At 61.6% G+C, this 26,117-nt stretch carries 16 protein-coding genes; 6 read left to right on the forward strand and 10 right to left on the reverse strand.

The window, feature by feature from the left end:
• The first annotated feature begins 708 nt into the window (after positions 1–708).
• Both I6L36_RS08800 and I6L36_RS08805 read left to right on the forward strand, forming a co-directional pair.
• Positions 709–1,140 (forward strand): MerR family transcriptional regulator, encoded by a 432-nt coding sequence (locus I6L36_RS08800; protein WP_109113277.1) that lies wholly within the window; start codon positions 709–711, stop codon positions 1,138–1,140.
• A gap of 54 nt (positions 1,141–1,194) precedes the next feature.
• The gene (locus tag I6L36_RS08805; RefSeq protein WP_109113276.1) at positions 1,195–1,800 is read left to right on the forward strand and encodes an NAD(P)H-dependent oxidoreductase; all 606 of its coding nucleotides are present in this window, start codon (positions 1,195–1,197) and stop codon (positions 1,798–1,800) included.
• 288 nt (positions 1,801–2,088) lie between these two features.
• On the opposite strand, the gene putP is transcribed toward I6L36_RS08805, so the two are convergent.
• From putP to I6L36_RS08845, 8 genes are all read right to left on the reverse strand, one after another.
• Positions 2,089–3,597: a sodium/proline symporter PutP gene (gene putP / locus I6L36_RS08810; protein ID WP_045525661.1), complete on the reverse strand. Its 1,509-nt coding sequence runs from the start codon at positions 3,595–3,597 to the stop codon at positions 2,089–2,091.
• A gap of 274 nt (positions 3,598–3,871) precedes the next feature.
• Positions 3,872–4,798 (reverse strand): L,D-transpeptidase family protein, encoded by a 927-nt coding sequence (locus tag I6L36_RS08815; RefSeq protein ID WP_010675523.1) that lies wholly within the window; start codon positions 4,796–4,798, stop codon positions 3,872–3,874.
• 185 nt (positions 4,799–4,983) lie between these two features.
• Positions 4,984–6,225: a mechanosensitive ion channel family protein gene (locus I6L36_RS08820; RefSeq protein ID WP_010675524.1), complete on the reverse strand. Its 1,242-nt coding sequence runs from the start codon at positions 6,223–6,225 to the stop codon at positions 4,984–4,986.
• A gap of 349 nt (positions 6,226–6,574) precedes the next feature.
• A complete protein-coding gene (locus tag I6L36_RS08825) occupies positions 6,575–7,774 on the reverse strand; it encodes an acetate kinase (protein WP_041215759.1) in 1,200 nt (399 codons plus the stop codon).
• Between the two features lie 218 nt (positions 7,775–7,992).
• Positions 7,993–8,463, reverse strand: a complete 471-nt coding sequence (locus I6L36_RS08830; protein WP_010675526.1) for a YhcH/YjgK/YiaL family protein — start codon at positions 8,461–8,463, stop codon at positions 7,993–7,995.
• A gap of 309 nt (positions 8,464–8,772) precedes the next feature.
• Positions 8,773–9,879, reverse strand: coding sequence for a 1-acyl-sn-glycerol-3-phosphate acyltransferase (locus tag I6L36_RS08835; RefSeq protein ID WP_042016043.1), 1,107 nt, complete (start codon positions 9,877–9,879; stop codon positions 8,773–8,775).
• 174 nt (positions 9,880–10,053) lie between these two features.
• The gene (locus I6L36_RS08840) at positions 10,054–10,608 is read right to left on the reverse strand and encodes a GNAT family N-acetyltransferase (RefSeq protein WP_109112751.1); all 555 of its coding nucleotides are present in this window, start codon (positions 10,606–10,608) and stop codon (positions 10,054–10,056) included.
• 37 nt (positions 10,609–10,645) lie between these two features.
• The gene (locus I6L36_RS08845; RefSeq protein WP_109112752.1) at positions 10,646–11,200 is read right to left on the reverse strand and encodes a GNAT family N-acetyltransferase; all 555 of its coding nucleotides are present in this window, start codon (positions 11,198–11,200) and stop codon (positions 10,646–10,648) included.
• Between the two features lie 351 nt (positions 11,201–11,551).
• Between I6L36_RS08845 and I6L36_RS08850 the strand changes: the two genes are divergently transcribed.
• Complete coding sequence (locus I6L36_RS08850; protein ID WP_109112753.1) at positions 11,552–13,324, forward strand: M4 family metallopeptidase; 1,773 nt, start codon at positions 11,552–11,554, stop codon at positions 13,322–13,324.
• A gap of 57 nt (positions 13,325–13,381) precedes the next feature.
• Here the strand turns inward: I6L36_RS08850 and I6L36_RS08855 are convergent, their stop codons facing one another.
• The gene (locus tag I6L36_RS08855) at positions 13,382–14,281 is read right to left on the reverse strand and encodes a LysR family transcriptional regulator (RefSeq protein ID WP_029314793.1); all 900 of its coding nucleotides are present in this window, start codon (positions 14,279–14,281) and stop codon (positions 13,382–13,384) included.
• A gap of 202 nt (positions 14,282–14,483) precedes the next feature.
• Here I6L36_RS08855 and mdtH point away from each other — a divergent pair, with 202 nt between their 5' ends.
• The 3 genes from mdtH (at position 14,484) to I6L36_RS08870 (ending at position 18,423) form a co-directional block, all read left to right on the forward strand.
• Positions 14,484–15,677 carry a multidrug efflux MFS transporter MdtH gene (gene mdtH, locus I6L36_RS08860; protein WP_109112754.1) on the forward strand — a complete coding sequence of 398 codons (1,194 nt, stop codon included), beginning with the start codon at positions 14,484–14,486 and terminating at the stop codon, positions 15,675–15,677.
• A gap of 230 nt (positions 15,678–15,907) precedes the next feature.
• Positions 15,908–17,110 (forward strand): ISL3-like element ISAeme19 family transposase, encoded by a 1,203-nt coding sequence (locus tag I6L36_RS08865; protein ID WP_080988673.1) that lies wholly within the window; start codon positions 15,908–15,910, stop codon positions 17,108–17,110.
• 110 nt (positions 17,111–17,220) lie between these two features.
• Positions 17,221–18,423 (forward strand): ISL3-like element ISAeme19 family transposase, encoded by a 1,203-nt coding sequence (locus tag I6L36_RS08870; protein ID WP_216987104.1) that lies wholly within the window; start codon positions 17,221–17,223, stop codon positions 18,421–18,423.
• A gap of 51 nt (positions 18,424–18,474) precedes the next feature.
• On the opposite strand, the gene I6L36_RS08875 is transcribed toward I6L36_RS08870, so the two are convergent.
• Positions 18,475–25,968: a retention module-containing protein gene (locus I6L36_RS08875; protein ID WP_216987105.1), complete on the reverse strand. Its 7,494-nt coding sequence runs from the start codon at positions 25,966–25,968 to the stop codon at positions 18,475–18,477.
• Between the last annotated feature and the right edge of the window lie 149 nt (positions 25,969–26,117).

The raw sequence follows: 26,117 nt of genomic DNA on the forward strand, positions 1-26,117 counted from the left end.
AATTCATCATTGGCAAGGACAACAAGTCATGAATTAAATAATTATTCAATCAAAGGATGATTTTAAATATGATTAAAACGTTCCTGATTACCCATGACCCTCAGCCAGCTTCAAGAGCCGATATGGCATCGGAGGGCTTGGGAAAGTGCGAACAAGTATCCCACGAACAAAAAATGAAAATTTTAGTCATTTAATATCAATGGGTTACCATTAAATGCTCTCGTGCCATATGACTTATTCGCACCTTCCCTAATCAGACCTACAAATAGAGATATTCCCCCCCTCCTTCAGGATCGGAAAATCCCCTGAGGGAACCACTTTTGGCCACCCAGGGCCCTGTCTGGTTAGACAGAATCACTATAAATGGAATTTATTGGTTCTCCGTGGATGACCACATTTTCTCTTATAGTGGCGATCACCAGTCCATTTACACCCGTTCTGGCCCCATCAGGGGTCAGCGCGGCCTTGCACCCGCCTCGGCCGGACGGGTGCAAGGCCCTCACATTCGATGGAGCATCGCCATATCCAGAGCGCAGTCGGCGCAATACACTGCTCCTGTGCCGTGCCAGGGACGCGGCTATGTAGCTCCAGAACCACAGCGTTATCATCCCTGTACTGCGCCGACTGCCCCTCCTCCGTGGGGATGCATTCCCCCCTGCCACTAACCTATAGTGAGCCCCTACTCGAACAACCTTTGCGAGCAGCACCATGTATATCGGCGAATTTGCCCGGCTGGCGGGCACCACCCCAAAGGCGGTCCGTCTCTACGAGCAGATCGGGCTGCTGCCAGAGCCCAGGCGGCGCGGCAAGTATCGCGTCTACCGGGCCGAGGATCTGGAGTGGGTCGGTTTTATCCGCGAGGCCCAGCGGCTTGGCTGCAAGCTCGGGGAGCTGGTTCCCCTGCTCGCGGACGTCACCAGCCTCGACCACTTCCCCTGGCAGAAGGTGGAGCAGCTTATCGCGGACAAGCTGGCGCAGATCGAGGCGGAGGTCGCCAGGCTGCAACGCCAGCATCAGGGCTTGAGCCAGTGCGCCACGCTGCTGGCGCAGCACCCCTGCCGCTATGGCGCCCCGGCGCGGCAATCCCCAGACGGGCGGGATCATCCCGCCGCCGCGGATCGGGGTCAAAAGGTGGCTTGACTCTGTCCCATGGGACAAGGGGTGTAATGGGGGCTCACTTCAAGGAGCCATACCATGACCCCCAACCTGCTTGTTCTCAACGGCAACCCCAAACCCGACAGCCTCTGCCACGCCCTCGCCCGAGAGTATGCCCGCAGTGCCGAGCAAGGGGGCGCGCGCGTCACCCTGCATCACGTGGGGGAGCTCGCCTTCGCGCCGGATCTTCACCATGCCTATGACGAGGTGCAGCCCCTCGAACCGGATCTGCAGGCGGTGCAGCAGAGCCTGACGCAAGCCCACCATCTGGTGATCGTCGCCCCCGTCTGGTGGGGCCACCTGCCAGCCCGGCTCAAGGGGCTGCTGGATCGCACCCTGCTGCCGGGTTTCGCCTTTCGCTACCAGCCGGGGAAGGCGCACCCGGAGCAGTTGCTCGCCGGCAAGACGGCGCGCCTGCTGCTCACCATGGACAGCCCCCCCTGGTATTACCGCTGGTGGCAGGGAGCCCCCCTGGAGCGCACCCTGGACAAGCCAGTGCTGGGGCTGTGCGGTATCCGGCTGACCCACCGCCAGCATCTGGGGCCCGTCCACACCTCGGATGAGGGGGCCCGCCAGCGCTGGCTTGCCCAGGCCGGGGCCGCCGCCCGCCAGGATGTGCAGCGACTGGGCAGGCGCCCCGCCTAATCCCTGCCATGGGCATGTTTTGCCCATTAAAAAGCCCCGCAGTTGCGCAATGCTGTTCAGATAAGCACATTTTTGACTAATTATTCATAAATGCGACTTGAGTTGGGGGAGCAAGGCTGTTTCCAGTCGATGTTCCTTCAGCCTTTATCCAGCGTGGCTTGCAATAGAAAGAGGGAGGCATCATGCCTCCCTCATTTTTTAGCCCTGATACTACGTGGACTGGAACTCAAATTCTCTTAAGTGAACAGCATTGCCGCAGTTGCGGGGCTTTTGTCGTCGAGGCGGGGGTTATTTTGCCGCGATGGCGTCTGCCATGGGGCTCTGGAACTCCTGCTCGGCTTCTGCGAAGCGATCCTGCATGGCCTTGGAGGGGGCCTTGTCCAGCAGGCTGAACAGCACGATGGCCAGGGTGGCAAACAGGAAGCCCGGGATGATTTCGTACAGACCCAGCCAGCCGAACTGCTTCCAGATGATGACGGTCAGGGCACCGACCAGCATGCCCGCCAGGGCGCCGTTGCGGGTCATGCGGGACCAGAGCACGGAGAGCAGCACCACGGGGCCGAAGGCGGCACCGAAACCGGCCCAGGCGTAGCTCACCAGCCCCAGCACCCGGTTTTCCGGGTTGGTGGCGACGGCGATGGCCACCAGAGCGATCAGCAGCACCATGGCGCGGCCGACCCACACCAGCTCTTTCTGGGAGGCGTTCTTGCGCAGGAAGGGCTTGTAGAGATCCTCGGTGATGGCGCTGGAGCAGACCAGCAGCTGGCAACTGAGGGTACTCATGACCGCAGCTAGGATGGCGGAGAGCAGAACGCCGGCAATCCAGGGGTTGAACAGGATCTTGGAGAGCTCGATGAAGACGCGCTCCGGGTTGGCGGTCACGCCGCCCGCCTGCTCGGTGAAGGTGGAGAAGTAGGCCAGGCCGAAGAAACCGATGGCCACGGCGCCACCCAGGCACAGCACCATCCAGGTCATGCTGATGCGACGGGCGCTGGCCATGGAGTGGTGGGAGTCCGCCGCCATGAAGCGCGCCAGGATGTGGGGCTGGCCGAAGTAGCCCAGGCCCCAGGCCATCAGAGAGATGATGGCGATGAAGTCCAGGTTCTTGAACATGTCGAGGTTGCTGGCGTTCTGCGCCGCCACCTGCACCATGGCGGTGTCGATGCCGCCCACGGCGATGATGACGAACACAGGAGTCAGGATGAGGGCGAAGATCATCAGGGTCGCTTGCACGGTGTCGGTCCAGCTTACCGCGAGGAAGCCGCCGAAGAAGGTGTAGGTGATGGTGGCCGCGGCACCGATCCAGAGGGCGGTGTCATAACTCATGCCGAAGGTGCTCTCGAACAGGCGGGCACCGGCCACCACGCCGGAGGCGCAGTAGATGGTGAAGAACAGCAGGATCACCAGGGCGGAGAGGATGCGCAGCACCCGGCTCTTGTCTTCGAAGCGGTAGGTGAAATAGTCCGGCAGGGTCAGGGCGTTGCGGTTCTTCTCGGTGTGAACCCGCAGCCGACCGGCCACCCAGCGCCAGTTGAAGTAGGCGCCGATGATGAGGCCGATGGCGATCCAGCTCTCGGAGATGCCGCCGATGAAGACGGCGCCAGGCAGGCCCATCAGGAGCCAGCCACTCATGTCGGAGGCACCGGCGGAGAGGGCGGTCACCCAGCTCCCCATCCGGCGGCCGCCGAGAATGTAGTCGTCAAAGTTACGTGTGGCGCGATAGGCGATGAAGCCGATCAACACCATCCCGAGGATGTACACCAGAAAGGTGATGAGCATGGGGGTGCTAGCTGTCATTCAAAACTCCGTTATGTGACGTCTGTGCCCGTTCTTGCGACGGACTCTTCCTTAAAAAAACCGGCCTAGAGTAATCAGCAGATCGCCGGACCACAACCACTTTTAACAAATAAAAAACACATGGAAAACGTTTAACACCTAACCAAGCAACCACTCAATTGCAATAAGGCCGGATTTTATCCCGATCTGCCAAGGGTTTACCCTGATGATCCCCTCCCCCGCGCCATAAAAAAGCCCCGACAGTGGCCGGGGCTCGGAATACCGACGGGCGGGATCAGCGGTTGATGGCGATGGGCATGCCGCTGCGCTGCTCCAGGGCCTGCTTGACCAACTGGGAGTCGCTGTCCGCGTGGGCGATGAAGCGGGTCACGGCGGTGGACATGGGCAGCGGGGCCGGCAGGCTGGAGTTGAACTCCTCCTGGTTGCGGGAGAGAGGCTGGTGCACTTCCAGGTAGCGGCGGCCATCCGGCTCGACAGAGGCCTTGATGGGCTGGTTCACGAACTGGACGCGGGTACCGACCGGGACCTGCTTGAACAGGTACTCGATGTCGTCGTTGCGCAGACGCACGCAGCCGTGGCTCACCCGCAGGCCGATGCCGAACTGGGCGTTGGTGCCGTGGATGGCGTACATCTTGCCGATGTAGAGCGCGAACAGCCCCATGGGGTTGTCCGGACCGGCCGGCCAGACCGCAGGCAGGGTCTCGCCACGGGCGGCGTACTCGGCGTGCATCTTCGCGGTCGGGGTCCAGGTCGGGCCCGCCTTCTTGCGCTGCACGCTGGTCACCCAGTCTTCCGGGGTGTCGGTGCCGAGCTGGCCGATGCCAATCGGCAGCACTTCCACCACCTTCTTGCCTTTGGGGTAGTAGTAGAGGCGCATCTCGGCGACATTCAGTACGATGCCTTCACGGGGGGCATCCGGCAGGATCAGCTGATGCGGCACGACCAGCTTCTCGCCCGCCTGCAGCAGCAGGGGGTCTGCCTTGGGGTTGGCTTCCAGCATGTTGGTCAAGCCGAGCTGGAATCTGGCCGCTGCCGCTTCCAGGGGTTGGCCCGCCTCTTCCGGGGACACCACGTAGTCCAGGTTTTCCCCCACCAGGCGGCTGTTGGCTGCGGGCAGGGCATATTCGATGGCGAGGGCGGGCATGGCGGCCAGGATCAGGGAGCAGCACAGTGCGGCCGCCGTGTTGTGGAGGAGCTTCATAACTTTCCTGTGATAAAGGGGGTGGTTCAGCACTCTGGCCAGCGCGGAGGCGACGGGCGCGCCCGGGGCGAAGAGAAGGCCGCCATTTTTCTCCTCTGCCATGCAAATTTCAACCGCCACGTGCTGACGGGTCGGAGATTAAATACGGTGCCGCGCTGCGCCACGGCACCTTGTCATAAGCGGGATCAGCCGTTTTTCCAACTGTGCATATCATAACCGGTTGGCGACTGATGCAAACGCAGATGGAATTGCTCAATTATCGCAAATATGTGGTCGAAAATATCAGCCTGTATCCCTTCATACTCGGCCCAGGCGGTGGTCGCCGTGAAGCAGTAGATCTCCAGCGGCAGGCCGTCCGTGGTCGGTGCCAACTGGCGCACCATCAGGGTCATGTCCTTGCGAATGCCCGCATGGGCCCGCAGGTAGGCGTCCAGATAGGCGCGCAGGGTGCCGAGGTTGGTGAGGTGGCGACCATTGATGGGGCAGCTGATGGCATCGCTGAGCTGCTGGTTGTAGCTGCTGAGCTCCTGCTCCTTGCGGCTGAGGTAGGGTGCCAGCAACCTGGCCTGCTTGAGCTGCAACTGCTCCTGCGAGGTGAGGAAGCGCACGCTGGTCATGTCGATGTTGACGCTGCGCTTGATGCGGCGCCCGCCGGATTCGGTCATCCCTTGCCAGTTCTTGAAGGAGTCGGAGATGAGGGCATAGGTGGGGATGGTGGTGATGGTCTTGTCCCAGTTCGACACCTTGACCGTGGTGAGGCCGATGTCGGTCACCTCGCCGTCCGCCCCGTACTTGTCCATCTGCAGCCAGTCACCGACGCTCAGCATGCGGTTGGCGGAGAGCTGGATACCCGCCACCAGGCCGAGGATGGGGTCCTTGAACACCAGCATCAGGACCGCGGTCATGGCCCCCAGGCCGCTGAACAGGAAGAGCGGCGACTTGCCGAGCAGCAGGGCGATCATCAGGATGCCCACCAGGATGCTGGCCACCAGTTTCACCCCCTGGAAGATGCCGCGCAGGGGCAGATCCCGCCCAAGCCGGGTATGGCGGCTCAGGGAGAGCAGGCAGTCGAGCAGGGCGAACAGGGCCAGCAGCAGGAACAGCAGGATCCAGAGCTGGGCCAGCAACTCGATAAGCGCCAGGCTCTCGGACGCTTTGGGCAGCCAGATCTCCGCCTGACCGAGCAGCACGGCCCCCTGGAACACGAAGGCGAGCCGGTAGAAGAGGCGTTGCTGCAACTGGGGAGGCAGCCACATCTGCTTGGTCTTGCCAAGCAGCCCCACCAGGCGCACCAGCAGGATGCGGTGCAGCACCAGGTGCAGCACCATGGCGGTCAGCACGATGAACCCCAGGGCGATCACCAGGGCCATCATGGGGGTCACATCGACCCCCAGGCCTGACAACCAGTTGAAAAACATCTCTTTCATCGTTACCTCCGCAATGTCACACAGCGGTCAGGGTACGCATCTGGTCCCCCATGTCAAATGACAGGCCGATCACTATTGCCGAAACGACAACGCCCGGCAGGGGCCGCAATGCTGTTCACTTAAGAGAATTTGAGTTCCAGTCCACGTAGTATCAGGGCTAAAAAATGAGGGAGGCATGATGCCTCCCTCTTTCTATTGCAAGCCACGCTGGATAAAGGCTGAAGGAACATCGACTGGAAACAGCCTTGCTCCCCCAACTCAAGTCGCATTTATGAATAATTAGTCAAAAATGTGCTTATCTGAACAGCATTGCGGCAGGGGCCGGGCGTTGTCATCACCAGAGGGTGCCTTAGCCGACCAGGCTCAGGGCATCACGGGCGATCACCAGCTCTTCGTTGGTGGGCATCACCAGGGCCAGACGGCTGCCTTCGACGGTGATGGGGCCTTCACCGCCCAGCACGGCTGCGTTGTTGGCCTCCTTGTCGATCTTGAAGCCGAGCAGGGCCAGTCGGGCCAGCACCATCTCGCGCACCATGGCGGCGTTCTCGCCGATGCCGCCGGTGAACACCAGGGCGTCCAGGCGACCATCCATGGCGGCAGCATAGGCACCGACGTACTTGGCAACGCGATAGGTGAAGACGTCCAGTGCACGCTTGGCACCGGCGTCGGTGGCGTAGTTGCCGGTGACGTAGCGGCAGTCGCTGCTCTCCTCGGTCATGCCCAGCAGGCCGGATTCGCGGGTCAGCACCTGGTTGATCTTGTCCACGCTGTAACCCAGATTGTCGTGCATGAAGAAGACGATGGCAGGGTCGATGTCACCGGAACGGGTGCCCATCGCCAGCCCTTCCAGCGGGGTCAGCCCCATGGAGGTGTCGACGGACTCGCCGTTCTTGATGGCGCAGACGGAGGCACCGTTGCCCAGGTGGCAGTTGATGATGTTGAGCTCATGGAGCGGTTTGCCCAGCGCCTTGGCGGTCTCTTCGGCGATGAAGCGGTGGGAGGTGCCGTGGGCGCCGTAACGACGGATGCCGTTCTCGCGATAGAGCTTGTAGGGCAGCGCGTAGAGGTAGGCTTCCTCTGGCAGGGTCTGGTGGAAGGCGGTGTCGAACACGGCCACGTTCTTGTCGGCCAGGGCCGGGAACACCTTGAGGGCGGCACGGATGCCGATGAGGTGCGCCGGGTTGTGCAGGGGGGCGAACGGAATGGCGGCCTCGATGCCGGCGATCACGCCCTCATCGATGCGCACGGAGCGGGAGAACTGCTCGCCGCCGTGCACGATGCGATGGCCGATGGCGACCAGCTGATCGGCCAGGGCGGGATCCTGGGGCAGGATGTGGCCCACGATGTGGTCGAGGGCTTCCTGGTGCGCGGCACCGGCGCCCAGCATGGCGTCGCCCTTGACCCCGTGGAGTTTCCATTTGATACGTGCGTCATCCAGATTGAAGCATTCGGCCAGGCCGGACAGCATGTCCTCGCCCGTTTCAGCGTCCATTACGGCAAATTTCAGGGAAGAGCTACCGCAGTTAAGGATCAATACCAACTTGCTCATGTTCTACATCTTCCTGTGCTTCGGCTTTACGCCGACAGTGTCGTGTCATCCAGCGATGGATGGGATTCCCCTGCCGGGGGCTTATGGTCGCAGGAGGGTGCGTCCAATTTTTCAAATCGTTGGGCGCAGACCGTTCGTCTGGCGCGCGCGTCGAATCAGCGATTCGCAACGGGCCTCTGTTGGCCCAATCACTCGGGACTCCAGGCCCCGGTTGCCACTCAGGCGCCGGTCAGCAGCGACTGGTGAACCTTGACGACCAGCTTCTTGACCGGACCTGGGGTCGTCAGGGTACAGAGGGGGCGATGCAGTTCTCCCGGCCAGAAGATGGCGAAGTCGCCGGGCTGCAACGCCAGATAACTGGTCTGCTCGTCATCGACGAACCAGAGATCGGGGTGAGGATGGTCGGCACCGTCCCGGCTGTAGGCGTGAGGGCCCACGCCGATCCACTCCTCGCCGCGCAGCAGCAGCTGGATGTCCAGATACTGCTCATGAAACTCGCCCCGGCGATCCGCCACCGGCTCTGTCAGATCCTCGCTCACAAGGCAAAACAGCGTGAGGCCGTCGACCTCCTGCTTGCCGAGGGGGGCGTGCAGCCAGCGTTCGACGCTTTGCACCACCTCGGCCACGATACGGTTCAGGGGGGCGGGCAAGGGGGTGCGTTGCAAGGTATCCAGACTGCCGGTGATCATGAGGTTCGCATCCTTAGGTATATCTGTGGTCTATCTTTGTGCACCAATGAAAAAGGACCATTGAAGGTCCTTTTATCGTCTCGTCTGCCATCCGTGCAGACGGGGGCGCTGTCGCTTCCAAGCCGATGGCGCCGAGTCACTGTTGCATACTCGTCCGCCCCTGCCAAGAGATACTCGCCCATTCACCCGATGATCGTACCAGTTGAAACAATATTATTCACTACCCAATCTCCCCCGACTTTGACCAGACGCAAAAACGGGAGCATCTGCTCCCGTTTTTTTTCCATCACCCGCTCAAAGCGGTGCCATTCAAACCTTGCCGGCGTTTTCCACCGGCTTGGCGTACATGGCGCGCCAGATGGCCTTGTGCTCTTGTGGCACCTCGGACTGGCGAGTCAGGAAGGCGCTCTGCTCTATGGTGCTGGCCTTGCCGGGCACATCCGCCGCGAGGTAGTTGCCCGGGAAGAGGCGATAGCTGCTCCAGATCGCCTTGTCGATGAGCGCCGCCAGCTCGTCCGGATCGCTGAAGCCCTCGGTGATGGGGGCGCCGAAGGAGACATGTACCCGCCCCTTCTGGCCGACGATGCCCGCGACGATACTCTCGATGTCCTCGAACTCGCCCTTCTCGTAGCTGCCGTTGACCGACTTCTCGTAGAGCTCGCGCGCCTTGGCCTTGTCGGTGGGATCCAGCTCGTAGCTGATGCTCACCGGCACGATGTTGAGGCTGCGCATGTAGTCGACGAAATCGATCTTCTGCTTCTTGCCGTCCACGTAGAACATCTTGAGGATGGCAGGATCGGTCTTGTCATCTCCGTCCTTGGCGCGCCCCTCCTTCTGGGCGATCCAGATGGAGTGCCCCTCGTGCACCGACTGGCCGATGTAGGCCGACAGCTCCCCGAGGGCCTTCATCATCTCCCGCGGTCCCTTGGCGGAGCGCTTGACGATGAAGCTCTTGTTGAGCTTCATCAGCTCGGTGGCGCAGGGCTTGCGCAGCAGGTTGTCGCCGATGGCGATGCGCACGGTATCGAACCCGTGGGTGTGCAGCCCCCAGTTGACGAACGCCGGATCCATGGCGATGTCCCTGTGGTTGGAGACGAACAGGTAGCCCTGCTCCTTCTTGAGGTGTTCGAGCCCGGAGAAGCTCACCCCCTGGGTGGAGGTGGCGATCATCCGGGTCATGTAGCGGGTCACCCCCATCTGTACCTGATGGATGGTGCTGACCTTGGCCCACTTGTGGCGCAGGAACTGGCGGATCAGCGGGCGAATGGCCCAGCCCAGCCAGCTCATCAGGGAACCGAAGCGGTATTTGGCGATGGCGCCGATAAACTCGTCATCCTGGATCAGCCGCTCGATGGCAGCCGGTACTTCTTCATCGCGATAGGGGCGAATGTCCGCGAATCTATCTACTTCTGTCACAATGTCTGCCTTGCATGTATGGAGTCGCGGCCTGCGTCTGCCGGCCGGGAAAATTCAGGGCGCAATTTTACACGCTTTTATCCCCAGGGGTATGAGAGGCGTACAGATAGTGCGATCTTGCAGTGAAAAAGCGATGGCGGTCACCCGCCAGCCTCCCTTTCGACAACGGCTCTGCTAGCCAGCGGGGTTGATGAACGCGGTGAGGACGTGGTCCTCCCAGCGGCCGTTGATCATCAGATAGTCCCGAGCGTACCCCTCCTGCTCGAACCCCAGCCGTTCGAGGAGCGCGCCACTTCGCAGGTTCGCGGGCATGTAGCTGGCCATGATGCGATGCAGGCCCCGCTCCCGGAATAGGTGATCGATGCCGGCGGCCACCACCTCCTGCATCAGGCCCTGCCCCTCGTGCTCCTTGTCGATGGCATAGCCCAGGTGGCACGCCTTGAACATGCCCATCACAATGTTCGTGAAATTGCAGGTGGCGATCACCCGCTCCCCCCTGGGATCGAGCGCCACCAGTTGCACGGCACTGCCCTCGAAATAGTGGCCGTAACCGTCGCGCAAGCGGGTCTGCCAGTGGGCGAGGGTGTAGAAGCTCTCCTCCCGCCTGGGCTCCCAGGGGGACAGATGGGCGCGATTGCGCAGATAGAAATCCACCATCAGGCAGGCCCGCTCCGGGGTCAGCACGGTCAGCCGGGTGCGGGGGGTGACAATGTGGGGCAGCGTCGTCATCTCGCCCTCAGGAGGTTGGAAGCGGACAGAAGGGTCATCAGAGATCCCTCAGCCTCAGCCACTCGTCCCGCAGCAGGCCGTAGTGCACGTGATCCACCACCCTGTCCGCCAGCCGCTCCGCCCGCCGGGTGATCCCCTCCTGGGTCATTCCCAGCCGCTCGCACACGGCCCGGCTCGTCTCGTTCTCGAGGGCGGCGCTGATCTCCACCTTCTCCATCCCCATCTCCTCGAAGGCGTGATGGATCAGGGCCTGGCAGGCCCGGGTGATGATGCCGTGCCCCTGCCAGCGCTCCGCCAGCCAGTAGCCGATGGTCACCTTGCCGAGATCCTGATCGATCTGGTTGTAACCGATGACGCCGACCACCTCCCCCTGATACTCGATGGCCGTGGTCAGCCCCTCCCCCCGGGCAAACTTCTCGATGGCGTGGCGAATGAAGGTGGCGCTGTCGGCGGGCTGCTGGATGTGGGGCACCCAGGGCAGCCACTGGGAGAGGTAGTCGCGGTTGCGCTGACAGAGGCGAAACAGCTCGCTGGCCATGTCGGGTTGCAGGAACAGGAGCGCCAGCTCGTCATCCAGTTGCCATGAAAACATCGCCACTCCTCCCCGGTTCCACTCCGGCCATCTGCCGTCATGGGAGCCAATGTAGTCAATCAATCCCTTGTTTGCCAAGGACTTTTCAACCGGCTTCCCCGCTGGCAACCCCCATATGGCGATCCCCATGCGGGCACCTTGATCCCAAAGTCATCAATCACCCCTCACAGCGGTTCAACATGCTGCCATTACCAGTATTCGTGGATGATTGGCGCTGTAAAAGTGAATCGTGCTACCTGTTTTCGCTGCCCTGTGACAAATGACAGGCCGTTATTTTCCCCCTTCCCACTAGTGTAAGAGCGCCGGGCAACGGACCCGGCGTGTAATCTTCATCGACTAAGGAAAGACGAGATGAACAAAGTCTATTTGGCCGTCATGCTGGCCTGCTGGGGAAGCGCCGCCATGGCGGCAGAACAGGTGGAAGTGAACCAGGTCTCCGATCTGGCCGGTGCGGTGAGCGGCGCCGCCAAGATTGGCGCCCTTGGCGCCGGGGATGGCGAGTTTCGCAAGGTGCGGGCGGTAACGCTGCCCAATGGCCAGCAGCGGATACGCTATGAGCAGACCTGGCAGGGGATTCCAGTGTGGGGCCAGGTCCTGGTGGCCGATCAGGCGCTGGGGGGCCAGGTCAATCAGGTGTCCGGCACCATGCTGCGCAAGATCGATGCCGACCTGACGGGCCCGGCCGTTGCCCTCTCCGCCAGCGACGCCGCACGCCAGGCTCGCAGCGGTGCCAAGGGGAGCAACGAACAGGTCAAGCTGTTCGTGATGCAGGATGAGACCGACCAGGCCAGACTGGTCTATCTGGTCTCCTGGCTCGCCGCCAGCAAGGAACCGAGCCGCCCCTTCGTGATGATCGACGCCCAGACCGGCAGCGAGCTCAAACGCTGGGAGGGGATCAACCACAAGGACGCCACCGGCCAGGGGGGCAACGTCAAGACCGGCAAGTATTTCTACGGCGCCGACTTTGGCCCCCTTCAGGTGGATGACAACTGCCGCATGACGGGGACCAATGTGGACACCCTCAACATGAATCACGGCACCACGGGGGGCACCATCCACCAGTTCACCTGCCCGGAGAACACGGTCAAGGAGATCAACGGTGCCTACTCTCCTCTCAACGATGCCCACTACTTCGGCAACGTGGTGTTCGACATGTACCGCAACTGGTACAACACGGCGCCGCTGAGCTTCAAGCTCAAGATGCGAGTGCACTACAGCCGCAACTACGAGAACGCCTTCTGGGACGGCAGCCAGATGACCTTCGGCGACGGGGCCACCACCTTCTATCCACTGGTAAGCCTGGATGTGGCGGCCCACGAGGTGAGCCATGGCTTCACCGAGCAGAACTCAGGACTGGTCTACTCCGGTCAGTCCGGCGGCATCAACGAGGCCTTCTCCGACATGGCGGGGGAAGCGGCCGAATACTACATGAAGGGCAGCAACGACTGGCTGGTGGGGGCCCAGATCTTCAAGGGCAACGGCTCCTTGCGCTACTTCGAGGACCCGGCCCGGGACGGCAAGTCCATCGGCCACGCCAGCGATTACTATGACGGCATCGACGTACACCACAGTTCCGGGGTCTACAACCGCGCCTTCTACCTGCTGGCCAACACCAGCGGCTGGCAAACCCGCAAGGCGTTCGAGGTGTTCGTGCTGGCCAACCGCCTCTACTGGGGCCCCAACACCACCTTCGATCAGGGGGCGTGCGGGGTGACCAAGGCCGCCACGGATCTCGGCTACAGCGTGAGCGACGTGGCAGCCGCCTTCACCGCCGTCGGGGTCAATGCCACCTGCGGCGGCACCACGCCCCAACCGGGCAGCGTGCTGCAAAACGGGGTACCGGTGAGCAATCTCACCGCCGCCAAGGGGGGCAAGCTGAACTTCACCGTCGAGGTGCCCGCCGGCAGAAGCCAGCTGGTGGTGACCAGCAGCGGCGGTAGCGGGGATGCGGATCTCTACGTAAAGTTCGGCAGCGCGCCGACCGCCAGCAGCTATGACTGCCGCCCCTACAAGAGCGGCAATGCCGAAACCTGTACTCTGAACGCCCCCAAGGCGGGGACCTGGCACGTGCAGCTGAGCGGGTTCAGCGCCTTCTCCGGCGTCACCCTCAAGGCCAGCTACTGAGTCTGAGCGGGCATCAAGGGGAATAAGCGAAGAGCGCCGGCCTGGTCCGGCGCTTTTTTATGTCCGCTTGCCCGACCAGCGCCGGGCAAGGGTACGGGCCGCCTCCAGCACCCGCTCTTTGGCGGGATTGGGGCGCTTGCCGCTGCGCCAGGCCATCATCACGTCCCAGTGATCCGGTGGCAGATCCACCACGTCCAGCTTCACCAGGCGACCGAACTCCAGATCCCGGGTGATGGCGAGCGCCGGCATCAGGGTGATGAAGCCGTGCTCCAGCGCCAGCTCCCGCGCCGCACTCGCTGGCTGGATGGCGTGCAGCGGGCTCGCCACCTGGCGCAGCAGGCGCAACTGCAGGATCAGCTCGTCGCAGCCCGTCCCCCACTGCTGGGGGGCCAGCCGCTCGTTGGCGATGTCCTGCAGGGTCAGCCCCTGCCGCCCGGCCAGCGGGTGGGTGGCGCAGGCCACAGCGATGATCGGGGAACGGTAAAGCAGTTCGAGCTGGATGCCCGCGATGGCAGGGCACTTGAGAATGAAGCCCACGTCGGTCTCGCCGGTCAGCAACTCCTGCATGATGATGCCAGAGTGATCCGTGTTGCAGCGGATCTCGAAGGTCTCGTCCACCAGGGCCAGCAGCAGGGGGCCGAACACCGCCGTGGTCAGGGAGGGGAGGCAGGAGAGCCGGATCCGCGGCAATGCAGGCGCCCCCTGCATCGCCAACCGCCCCCCTTCCAGTGCGCTCAGGGCCGCAGTCGCGGCAGGCAGAAACTGCTCGCAGGCCGGGGTCGGGGTGGCCCCCCGACGATGGCGACGGAACAGGGACTGGCCCAGCTCCTGCTCCAGCACGGCAATGCGCTGGCTCACCATGGGTTGTGACCAGCCGCGAATGGCGGCCACCTTGCTGAAGCTGCCACGGTTGGCCACATCCAGCAGCAGTTGCAAATCGTCGAGGGTCATAGCCATAACCAAATCCAATATGAAATATAGCCAGTTGTCGGCTACCACTATATCTGGAGCCCCACCAGAATAGCAGCATCAATCGTCATGAACCGGCTGAACGCCACCGAGCCAGGGAGTTGTCACCCTCCTTGGCTCTGTTTGGTGACGGCGCCGTTCGGGCAAGAAAGACAACAATATCAGCGAAGCAAACAGAGGTATCAGGGTCATGGTGGATCGGGCGAGGCGGTTGGGGCGGTGGTTCTTGGCATTGGATTCCCTGCTGGTGATCCTGGGCTTTTTCGTGGTGATGCCCATGATCAGCCTGCGCTTCGTCGACCAACTGGGCTGGGCCGCCGGTGTGGTCGGACTGGCACTGGGGCTGCGTCAGCTTACCCAGCAAGGGCTGGGGGTCTTTGGCGGCTCCCTCGCCGACAAGTTCGGGGCGCGCCCCCTCATCGTCTACGGCATGCTGCTGCGGGCGCTGGGGTTTGCCAGCCTGGCCTATGCCCAGAGCGGATTGGAGCTGATCCTCTCCTGCATCATCTCGGGGCTGGGTGGCTGCCTGTTCGATCCCCCCCGCGCCGCCCTGGTGATCAAGTTCACCCGGCCACGGGAGCGGGGTCGCTACATCTCCCTGCTGATGATGCTGGAGAGCGCCGGCGCCGTGGTGGGAGCCCTGCTCGGCAGCTGGCTGCTCAACTTCGATTTTGAATATGTCTGCCTGCTGGGTGCCGGCCTGTTCGTCTGCGCCGCCCTGTGCAACCTGCTGATCCTGCCCCCTTACAAGCTTTCGGTGCGTCCGACGCCGATCCGGGACGGCCTCGGCCAGGTGCTGGCGGACAAGGCCTTCTGCCGACTGGTGCTGATCTTAAGCGGTTACTACGCGCTCTGGGTGCAGGTCATGCTGATCTTCCCCATCCTGGTCAAACAGATGGCAGGCAGCACCACGGCGGTGGGCTGGATGTATACCCTGGAGACGGCCATCTCCCTGGCCCTGCTCTACCCCCTTGCCCGGTTCGGCGAGCGCCACTTCAAGCTGGAGAACCGCCTGATGGCGGGGGTGCTGCTGATGACCACGGGGATCGGGCTGGTGGCCTTTGCCACCACCTTGCCCGCCGTCTTCCTGCTGCTCGCCTGCTTCTATCTCGGCATCGTCATCGCCGAGCCGGCGCGGGAAACCCTGATGACCAAGCTGGCACAACCGGGGGCGCGGGGCAGCTACATGGGCTTCAGCCGACTGGGGCTGGCGCTCGGGGGCATGACGGGTTACGTGGGGGGCGGTGCCCTGCACGACTACGCCATGGCCCAGGGGCAACCCTGGTTGCCCTGGCTGGTGCTCGGCACCGTCGGTGTCACCACCTTGCTGCTGCTGGCCAACTGCTTCCAGCGCGGCTCCCGCCTCGCCAGGGTCAGTGCCTGACCGCTGAGCCATGTCTGTCACAGGATCGCTGGGGCGCCTCTCCTTCGAGCTGGCGCCCTCGCTTTACCCGGCTCCCGGGTTCCCTTTCCTCTTACAGTTCCTCCCCAGACGCGGAGGACGCGCATAAAAAAAGGTTCTTCGCGGGATCCTGGGAAAGTGGAAGTTGACAGACAGGGTGCTGGTAAACTGGTTGTCGCCAAACACACCACCACCATCACCCTGCTGTCGCCGTGCATCATATTGATATTACCTCCTTCTGGCCAGGTTATACCGTCATCGCCCAAGCGCTTTCTGCCAACCATCACACCCTGTTTACCCTTGAGCCTCGCGCCGACTTCTTGCCCCGTTGTCGCCGATGCCTGCAACCCACGCCATTGATCCACGACCAACGTATCCGCCGGGTGCGTGAGCGAGACCTATTTGACCGACAAGTCTGGTTACAACTGCCTGTTCGCCGCGTCGACTGTCTGCGCTGTGGTCGCGTCAGTGAACATATCGACTGGCTCCCCTCTGGCTCCCGCCTCACCCGGCGCATGCAGTGCTGGATTGAAGCGCTCGTTCAGTACCTCCCCATCCGCCATGTCAGCCAGCTCACCGGGGTCGGTTGGCACACCATCAAGGAGATCGACAAGCGCCGTTTGCAGACTAGTGTGGGCACCATCGAACTTGGGGAGGTGCGGCGGCTGGTGATGGATGAGTTTGCCCTGCACAAGGGACACCGCTATGCCACCGTGATCATGGATGCCGAGCGAACCCGCGTCCTGTGGGTGGGGCACGGCAACAGTCGGGCCGCTATCCGTCCCTTCTTCGAGCAGCTCGGCGAGCGATGCCAGCAGATTGAGGCGGTGGCGATGGACATGAACACGGCGTTCGACCTGGAGGTGAAGCAACACTGCCCGCAGGCGGAGGTGGTCTACGACCTGTTCCACGTGGTGGCTCGCTATGGCCGAGAGGTGGTGGACCGGGTGCGAGTGGAGCAGGCGAATGCACTGAAAAGCGATAAACCGGCGCGAAAAGTGGTCAAAAGTGCGCGTTGGTTGCTGCTACGTAATCGGGCGAAGCTGAGTGAAAAACAGGATGTGAAGTTGCAGGAGCTGTTGGCGGCGAATCAACCGCTGGCGATGGTGTACGTGCTGAAAGAGGCGTTGAAGGGCATCTGGTATGCGCCGAGCGTGTGGGAAGGATGGCGACGATGGCGGAGCTGGATGCGGCAGGTGAAGGAAAGCGGGCTAGCGCCGCTGCAACGATTTGGTCGAAATTTATCGAAATATATGCGGGGGATCCTGGCGAGTGCAAACTACCCGATGCACACGAGTGTGCTGGAAGGGGTGAACAACAAGATCAAAGTGATAAAGCGCATGGCATATGGATTTAGGGACTCAGAATACTTTTTTCTGAAAATCAAGGCGGCCTTCCCCGGAAAGCCGCGATGAACCTAAAAAAAAGGTTCTTCGCGGGATCTTGGGGAAGTGGAAGTTGACAGACAGGGTGCTGGTAAACTGGCTGTCTCCAAACACACCACCACCATCACCCTGCTGTCGCCGTGCATCATATTGATATTGCCTCCTTCTGGCCAGGTTATACCGTCATCGCCCAAGCGCTTTCTGCCAACCATCACACCCTGTTTACCCTTGAGCCTCGCGCCGACTTCTTGCCCCGTTGTCGCCGATGCCTGCAACCCACGCCATTGATCCACGACCAACGTATCCGCCGGGTGCGTGAGCGAGACCTATTTGACCGACAAGTCTGGTTACAACTGCCTGTTCGCCGCGTCGACTGTCTGCGCTGTGGTCGCGTCAGTGAACATATCGACTGGCTCCCCTCTGGCTCCCGCCTCACCCGGCGCATGCAGTGCTGGATTGAAGCGCTCGTTCAGTACCTCCCCATCCGCCATGTCAGCCAGCTCACCGGGGTCGGTTGGCACACCATCAAGGAGATCGACAAGCGCCGTTTGCAGACCAGTGTGGGCACCATCGAACTTGGGGAGGTGCGGCGGCTGGTGATGGATGAGTTTGCCCTGCACAAGGGACACCGCTATGCCACCGTGATCATGGATGCCGAGCGAACCCGCGTCCTGTGGGTGGGGCACGGCAACAGCCGGGCCGCTATCCGTCCCTTCTTCGAGCAGCTCGGCGAGCGATGCCAGCAGATTGAGGCGGTGGCGATGGACATGAACACGGCGTTCGACCTGGAGGTGAAGCAACACTGCCCGCAGGCGGAGGTGGTCTACGACCTGTTCCACGTGGTGGCTCGCTATGGCCGAGAGGTGGTGGACCGGGTGCGAGTGGAGCAGGCGAATGCACTGAAAAGCGATAAACCGGCGCGAAAAGTGGTCAAAAGTGCGCGTTGGTTGCTGCTACGTAATCGGGCGAAGCTGAGTGAAAAACAGGATGTGACGTTGCAGGAGCTGTTGGCGGCGAATCAACCGCTGGCGATGGTGTACGTGCTGAAAGAGGCGTTGAAGGGCATCTGGTATGCGCCGAGCGTGTGGGAAGGATGGCAACGATGGCGGAGCTGGATGCGGCAGGTGAAGGAAAGCGGGCTAGCGCCGCTGCAACGATTTGGTCGAAATTTATCGAAATATATGCGGGGGATCCTGGCGAGTGCAAACTACCCGATGCACACGAGTGTGCTGGAAGGGGTGAACAACAAGATCAAAGTGATAAAGCGTATGGCATATGGATTTAGGGACTCAGAATACTTTTTTCTGAAAATCAAGGCGGCCTTCCCCGGAAAGCCGCGATGAACCAAAAAAAAGCGGCAGATTGCTCTGCCGCTTTCTGATCCCCTGGCCGGATTACTTGTCGATATCCAGCATGTGATTGTTCGGATTTAACATGTAATCGATCACCTGGTTCGCCGTGGTCCCCGAGCCCCCCGTCAGGGAGTCGAAGGTGTGGTTCATCAGCACTATCTCCTGGGTCACCGGCGCCGCACTGCTCTCCTTGACTTGCAGATGCACCCCTTCGCTGTCCTGGAACACCGAGAGCAGGCTCTTCAGGGAGCTCTCGCTCTTGCTGCCATCGCTGTCGAGCAAGTCGCTCAGATCCAGCTTGTCCCCTTCCGACTTGCTGAAATCGACGATGTAGTCCTTGGCCACCTTGCCAGCCTCGGTATCCCCCTTCAGCCAGGTGAAGGTATCGGCACCTGCATCCCCCATGAGGATGTCGTTGCCGGCCCCCCCGATCAGGATGTCGTTGCCCAGCCCGCCGCTCAATATGTCGTTGCCGGTACCGCCATAGAGGGTGTCGTTGCCACTGCCACCATAGAGGCGATCGTTGCCGCTCTCCCCATAGAGGCGATCGTGGCCGCTACCACCGAACAGGGTGTCGTTGCCGGCACCGCCGTACAGGAAGTCATCTCCCCCCTGACCGAACAGGATGTCATTGCCATCACCGCCGAGGAGGGTGTCACCCTTGTCATTGGTCGACGACTGATCGAACTCGCTGGCATGATCCGTGATGTAGGCGTGCACCTGGGCATCGGTCACCGACCCTGCCCCCAGCTTGCCGCTCACATACTGCTTGATGGCCGCATACCCTTCCCCGCTGATGCCGGTGAAGCGTACCGCGTCGCCAAACAGGATGTCGTCACCGGCCCCGCCATCGATCCGGTCGCTGCCAGGCAGGTTGTTGATCGGCGTTCCCAGGATGGCATTGGCCAGATCGCTGGCATTGACACCGGTCATGATGACGCCGTCCGAGTCATAGGACTTGAGGTCTTCGTAGGAGATGTTGGCACCCAGACCGATAGCCTCTACCGAAATCCCCATGGCGGTAAGCAAGGCAAAGCCTGCCACCGAGTTGCTGATAGTCGTGCTGGAGGTATAGTCACCATCGCCGTCCAGAGTCGAGTAGGTGTACCTACCCTTACCATCCGGGCGCATATAGCCGACCGGGTTGTTATATCGGCCATTAACATACACATTGCCAGCGCTATCAATAATGGTATATCCATCAGCGCTATAGACGCGTCCGGGAACATATGTACTGCCGATAACGTCGTTGAGATAGACGTCATAGCTGCTACCCCAGTAATTCAACACCCTCGGATTAGAACCTTCACTACCGAGATAATAGGTCGGCTTACCATCGGTGATGAAGTAGGTTAGGTTCTTCGCATTGGTGTTGCTTTGAACGGTCGAGCTGCTGAACCAGTTGGCCACCGTCTTGAACGCATCCTCGTAGTTGGTACCGCCCCCACTGCTCATGGAGTTGATTACCGACTGCAGCTGGCTCAGGGCATTGCTGTCTTTTAGATTCACACTGATGCTGGCGTTCGACAGGGTATCGAAGTCAACCAGCATGATGTTGACAGTACCGGCACCCTCGCTACCCGCACTGGTCTTGAGGCTGGAGAAAATCTTATCCAGCTGGGTCTTTATCGTCTTCATGGCATCGCTGCCGATACTGCCGGAGCTGTCGACCATAAAGGCAAGGTTGTAGTTCTGGCCGGGCAACACCACGCTGCCGTCCAGATCCCCCACCACGATATTGTGTTCACTGCCATAGGTCCGGTTCTGATCGCCAGGTTCACCTTCGGTGGCATTGAAGTAGCTCAGGCGGATGCTGTCATCGTCGGTGGCGGAGCTGGTCTGATCGGTCCCCACCTCCTTGGCGATAGCCTCAACCTTGAGATCGACCTGGCCGGCACTGTTACCGGGGACTCGCAGGGTCAGCCCGCTCAGCTTCACATCCAGCGCGCTCGCACTCCACAGACCGCTGCTGGCGGTGAGGGTGATCTTGCCGTCGGCTCCAGCGGTGCCCAGCCGCTGGTTGCCGTTGTAGAGCAGGGTGTTTTGCGGCATGCCGCTCAGCACCAGGCTGTCGAACTGCTCGCTACCATCCCGATCGCTCAGGGAGGCACTCACCTCCAGCGGATAATCGACCACCACCGGCTGCACCAGGGTCAGCACGCCCGTATCCTGATTGATCTGGTAGACACCGTCGGCGAACTGGACATACTCCACGTCGTGCAGCGCCTTGGTGATACCGACCCCCTTCTCCGTGACCGAGAAGTTGAACCAGCGATCATTGATCGAGTATCCGCTGCCCTTTGTGATGGCGTAGTCGGCACGGTTGCCGGACAGTACAGCGATATCTTTATCACCAGCACCGCCATAGAGAGTATCGCCACCCAACCCAGCGACCAGAATGTCATTTCCAACGCCGCCGTCGAGGGTATCGCCCGACACTGAGTTGCCACCGACCAGCACGTCATTGCCGTTGCCACCGACGAAGTGGTCGCCGCCCCCCTTCTGGCTCACGATGTAGTCGTTGCCATCACCGCCCACCACGGAGTCCTTACTAGAAGTGCTATCGGTCAGGGTCTTGGTGATCCCGAGGGCCCCCTTGTCGAAGTTGCCGGACTGGAACTGGCCCGTGGAGATCCCCGCGCTCGGGAAGCTCTGGCTGTAAGACGGCATGCCATTCCCCATCAGGGTGACGTTGACCGTGGGCTTGTCGGCCACCGCCGCCACATCGATCACCAGCTTGCTGCCGTTGCTTAGGTTGGCACCGTCGCTTATCTGATAGCCGATGCTGGCATAGTCGCCCTTCATGTTGCCGACCACGGCGCCGTTGCCGTTGGCGGCATGGGTGCTCGATTCGTTCAGACCTGGCACGAAGCGCAGATGACCTGCGTTCACCTCGGCATAAGAGATAAGGGCACCGCTCGAGACGGTCACCCACTGACCCGCGGCATTGAGATACTCGAGCTTGCCACTGAGAGGCAGGGTGCCGATCTTCACGCTGAGATCGCTCGCAGCCTGATCATCGCTGGCACCAAACTGGGACCAGGTCAGCACCTGGGGCTGATCTTCGGCACCGACGCTGTGGCCGCCAGCCGCCATCGGCGCCCGATCATTGTCCACTATGGTACCGGTCCCGCTCTGACCACCGATGGTCACCGAGAGGGTCTCGTTCGTCTCGACCAGACGATCGTTCACCGTCGGGATGGTCACCGTGAAGTCTGTCACGCCCGCCGGCACGGTGATCTTGCCGGTGGTGCTGTTGTAGGTCACGCCGTTGCTGAACTGGGCATTGCCCCAGTCCTGGTTGGAGGCGGGGTTGTTGCCCGATCCGCGAATGGCGAAATCGTATTCGGTCGCTTCCTGGGTCGCATCGGACAAGGTGACCTTGTGCAACAGGTTGCCCCCTTCAGTCACGCTCTCGCTGGAGACACCCTGAACCAGCGGCGTGAAGAGAGGCTTGGTGGCAAAGGAGCCAATGCTGGCGTCACCGTCACCATCCACCACCCGGATCTGGAAGTCGATGTCGCCATCTCCCAGGGGTTTGGACATGTTCTGGTACTGGAAGAACTCCCACTTACCGGTGGTCGGGGTGAACTCCAACCTGAACACCAAAGTGCCGTCACTGGCTTCGCCATACAGGGTATTGGGTAGACCTGCTTTGCTGGAAATTGAGATCTCTTTACCAGTAGCTGTCATCAAACCCACTTCATTGGATCCCAAAAGCGCTATATGCCCCTTGTCATCAGCCCCCCATTGCGGTGCAACCGTACCCGAACCATAGGCGATGGCCTGCGCCGTGTTGGCACCGAGGAACTCGATGCTCTGTACGGTGAAGTCGCTGTTGTCGGAGATATTGGTGTTGCCGTTGTTGGTCGCCTTGATCACCATGGTATCGAAGCCACCCTGCTGCACCTGGAAGTTCTGGTTGAACTCTCCGCCCGCTGCATCCGATCTGAATGAAAGTGTGGAAATCAATGCGTTGTCTCGGTAGAACTCCACGACCCCGCTCTCCAGCTCGCCGCCAAACATCTTGCTGAACTTGATGTTGGCGCCGTAGGCAACCTTGCCCGCATCCAGCGTGACAATCAGTCGCTCGGAGACGGAGTAGCCATCAGCAAAGTGACGGAAGTCAATTTCATTGGCGAGGTTGTGGTAAGGCGCCTCACTGCTGGCCACTCCCAAGCCCGAGCTGGAGCCATTGACGCTCGCCGCAATCAGCGTCGAGTCGGTTGCCGAAGTGAAGCCCATCGCCGTGATGCTGAAGCCGTTCGCATTCAGGGTGGCCTGATTGCCGCTGTATTTGGTCAGATCGAACAGACCAGTCAGGGTGTCAGGGATATTCGTTCTGGTCACGGCCACGGCATCCATGTCGCCTGCCACCGGCGAGTCGTCCTCGACCGAGATGAGCAGGTCACTAGAGGCACTTGTCTTGCCATCCGATACGGTCACACCAATCTTGATGTCTTTTACATCCTCATTATCTGGATTCTGATGGTCAACCGGGGCCTTGAGGGTCACATCGTAGCTCCACTCACCCTTGCTGCCACCAACCGGCGCGGTCAGCTTCACGTCCATGACAGTCTTGTAGTCGGTACCACCCGGTGTGCCGGTATACCCGGTCAGCACCTTGGTGGCAGCATTCCAGCTCCACTGCACCGTAGCCCCCCCGGAAGTCAGACCCGCCGGCCCATTCAGGCTGATGGTCAGACTATCCTGGCTATCGACGTCGCCGACCGTGATCTTGCCGCTTGCAGCCACGCGGTCAGTGGTATCACTGCTGCCTGACGTATCGGCAATGCCGCCGGCAAGCCCCTCTTCGGAGACCACGGCCCCCTTGTCGATGCTCAGTGTAGGCGCATCGTTGGTGCCGATAATGGTGACCGAGACGGTATGGCTGGTGCCATCCACAGACTGCACGGTGAAGGTCTCGACCTTGGTCTCCCCCTCGCCCAGGTACTGCACCTTGCTGTTGTCGACCTGGTAGGTCCAGGCGCCGCCCTCGGCGATGGCGAGGCTGCCCAGTGCGCCGGCACTCGGGGTGCCGTTGCCGGCCAGGAACTTGGCCTCATCGGCGCCGTCCAGATCGGTCACGCTCAGGGTGCCGGTCTCGGTCAGGGTCGGGGTGCTCTCGTCTTCGGTCACGCTGCCGGTGTCGCTGCCGGTAATGACCGCCGCATCGTTCACGCCGGTGATGGTGATGGTGACGGTGTGCTCGGTGCCATCCACAGACTGCACGGTGAAGGTCTCGACCTTGGTCTCCCCCTCGCCCAGGTACTGCACCTTGCTGTTGTCGACCTGGTAGGTCCAGGCGCCGCCCTCGGTGATGGCGAGGCTGCCCAGTGCGCCGGCACTCGGGGTGCCGTTGCCGGCCAGGAACTTGGCTTCATCGGCGCCGTCCAGATCGGTCACGCTCAGGGTGCCGGTCTCGGTCAGGGTCGGGGTGCTCTCGTCTTCGGTCACGCTGCCGGTGTCGCTGCCGGTAATGACCGCCGCATCGTTCACGCCGGTGATGGTGATGGTGACGGTGTGCTCGGTGCCATCCACAGACTGCACGGTGAAGGTCTCGACCTTGGTCTCCCCCTCGCCCAGGTACTGCACCTTGCTGTTGTCGACCTGGTAGGTCCAGGCGCCGCCCTCGGCGATGGCAAGGCTGCCCAGTGCGCCGGCACTCGGGGTGCCGTTGCCGGCCAGGAACTTGGCTTCATCGGCCCCGTCCAGATCGGTCACGCTCAGGGTGCCGGTCTCGGTCAGGGTCGGGGTGCTCTCGTCTTCGGTCACGCTGCCGGTGTCGCTGCCGGTAATGACCGCCGCATCGTTCACGCCGGTGATGGTGATGGTGACGGTGTGCTCGGTGCCATCCACAGACTGCACGGTGAAGGTCTCGACCTTGGTCTCCCCCTCGCCCAGGTACTGCACCTTGCTGTTGTCGACCTGGTAGGTCCAGGCGCCGCCCTCGGCGATGGCAAGGCTGCCCAGTGCGCCGGCACTCGGGGTGCCGTTGCCGGCCAGGAACTTGGCTTCATCGGCCCCGTCCAGATCGGTCACGCTCAGAGTGCCGGTCTCGGTCAGGATCGGGTTGGTTTCGTCTTCCACCACGCCACCGGTGTCGGTGCCGGTAATGACAGCCGCATCGTTGACAGGCGTAACAGTCCCCGTCACCCCACCTGTGGCGCTGTTTAGGCCATCGGTGATGGTGTATTCAAACACGATGTTGCCATTGAAATCCGGGGCCGGCGTAAAGATCAGCTGGCCATTGCTCAGGGTGACGGAGCCATTGCTGATCGCTACCGAGCCGCCTTCGGCAATGGTCTGGCCGTTGATGGCGGTAATAGTGAGGCGATCACCATCCACATCCGTGTCGTTGCCAAGCACATTGATGGTGACGGTGCCATCCTCCGCCACGGTGAACTGGTCGTCCCCCGGCAGAGGCGCGGCATTCACCACGCTGTTGTCGGTCCCCTTGGGCGAGGTGTTTCCCGCAGGGTCGGTCAGGGTAGCATCCACAGTGATGGGGCCGTTGACTGGCAGATCCGTAGTGGGAATGGTAAGGGTGACCTGGGTACGGCCGATGTCGTCAGTCGTCAGAATTCTGCTGGAGTCAGGCACGCCATCACCATTCCAGTCCACATCGAGACGATCGCCAGCCTTGGCATCGCCCGGCAGCCGGATGATGACATCCATCCCGTTTTCGCGCTCGTTGGCGGAGATGACATTGTCCGCGCCGTCCTGGATTTCGACTTGTGGCGCCGAGGGCGCGGTACTGTCCACGCTGCCATCATCGGTCGCGGTGCCGGTGTTGCCGGCCGGATCGGTCACGGAAGCCGTCACCTGATAGTCCCCTTCGGCCAGCGGTGTGGTGACATCCACGCTGAAGCTGCCATCCGGTTGTACCGTCGCGGTCAGGGTCTGCTGATTGCCGTTGGCATCGGTCACCACCAGGGTCACCGTGCTGCCAGCAGGGGCATCCGTGGTACCGGTCAGGGTCGGCGTCCGATCGTTGGTGTTGTCGGGGGCAGAGACGGTGATGACGGGAGCGGTGAGGTCGACCAGCTCATCCTCGCTGCTTTGCGCATCCACCAGCGGCGCCGCGCCAGCCGGGTTCGCACTGTCAAAGCCTGCGCTGGAGATGGTTGCATCACCGGTACGATCGATAGTGACGAAACCGCCGTTGCCGCTGGCACCAGCCACGCCCCCCGCATTGCCTGCGGCCGGGGCTCCGCCCGCCGCCGACGCCTCGAATGCCTTGGTGGGGTCGGTCCCGTCCAGAATCGCTTGCTGCAAGGCGGCGATGTCATCGGGCGTACCCGCGTTCGCCAGCACGGCGTCACCCTGTTCGGGGCGCTCGCCGGAACCCAGGGTGAACGTGGTCTCTCCTCCCTGGAAGCTGGCCCCTTCGGGCGCAAGCAATACCGCATCCTTGGGCAGTACATCGCCTTCTGCAACGAGTCTCTGGCTCCCGTCGGCGGCGACCAGATACATTTTGCCTTGCAAGTGGGTAACGACGACATCCTGATCCAATACGATGCGCTGATTGCTCATGGTTTCTCCTGAAATATCGAAGGGCATATTGCTCCAGCCTCCAATGTGCCCGTTTATCAGGCCATAAACCAGTGAGAAAAATCGAATGAACAGACCGAAATGAAGCCGGGTTTCGGGGTGAAAACGAAGGGACGCCGAAGATGAATAAA

It is taken from the genome of Aeromonas sp. FDAARGOS 1406 (assembly GCF_019048565.1).
Taxonomy (GTDB): domain Bacteria; phylum Pseudomonadota; class Gammaproteobacteria; order Enterobacterales; family Aeromonadaceae; genus Aeromonas; species Aeromonas caviae.

Excerpts from the sequence above, each read along its gene's own strand:
- I6L36_RS08875 (WP_216987105.1), bottom strand. The coding sequence starts at position 25,968 with ATGAGCAATCAGCGCATCGTATTGGATCAGGATGTCGTCGTTACCCAC.
- I6L36_RS08850 (WP_109112753.1), top strand. The coding sequence starts at position 11,552 with ATGAACAAAGTCTATTTGGCCGTCATGCTGGCCTGCTGGGGAAGCGCC.
- putP (WP_045525661.1), bottom strand. The coding sequence starts at position 3,597 with ATGACAGCTAGCACCCCCATGCTCATCACCTTTCTGGTGTACATCCTC.
- I6L36_RS08820 (WP_010675524.1), bottom strand. The coding sequence starts at position 6,225 with ATGAAAGAGATGTTTTTCAACTGGTTGTCAGGCCTGGGGGTCGATGTG.
- I6L36_RS08840 (WP_109112751.1), bottom strand. The coding sequence starts at position 10,608 with ATGACGACGCTGCCCCACATTGTCACCCCCCGCACCCGGCTGACCGTG.
- I6L36_RS08855 (WP_029314793.1), bottom strand. The coding sequence starts at position 14,281 with ATGGCTATGACCCTCGACGATTTGCAACTGCTGCTGGATGTGGCCAAC.
- I6L36_RS08825 (WP_041215759.1), bottom strand. The coding sequence starts at position 7,774 with ATGAGCAAGTTGGTATTGATCCTTAACTGCGGTAGCTCTTCCCTGAAA.
- I6L36_RS08815 (WP_010675523.1), bottom strand. The coding sequence starts at position 4,798 with ATGAAGCTCCTCCACAACACGGCGGCCGCACTGTGCTGCTCCCTGATC.
- I6L36_RS08800 (WP_109113277.1), top strand. The coding sequence starts at position 709 with ATGTATATCGGCGAATTTGCCCGGCTGGCGGGCACCACCCCAAAGGCG.
- I6L36_RS08845 (WP_109112752.1), bottom strand. The coding sequence starts at position 11,200 with ATGTTTTCATGGCAACTGGATGACGAGCTGGCGCTCCTGTTCCTGCAA.
- I6L36_RS08805 (WP_109113276.1), top strand. The coding sequence starts at position 1,195 with ATGACCCCCAACCTGCTTGTTCTCAACGGCAACCCCAAACCCGACAGC.
- I6L36_RS08830 (WP_010675526.1), bottom strand. The coding sequence starts at position 8,463 with ATGATCACCGGCAGTCTGGATACCTTGCAACGCACCCCCTTGCCCGCC.
- mdtH (WP_109112754.1), top strand. The coding sequence starts at position 14,484 with ATGGTGGATCGGGCGAGGCGGTTGGGGCGGTGGTTCTTGGCATTGGAT.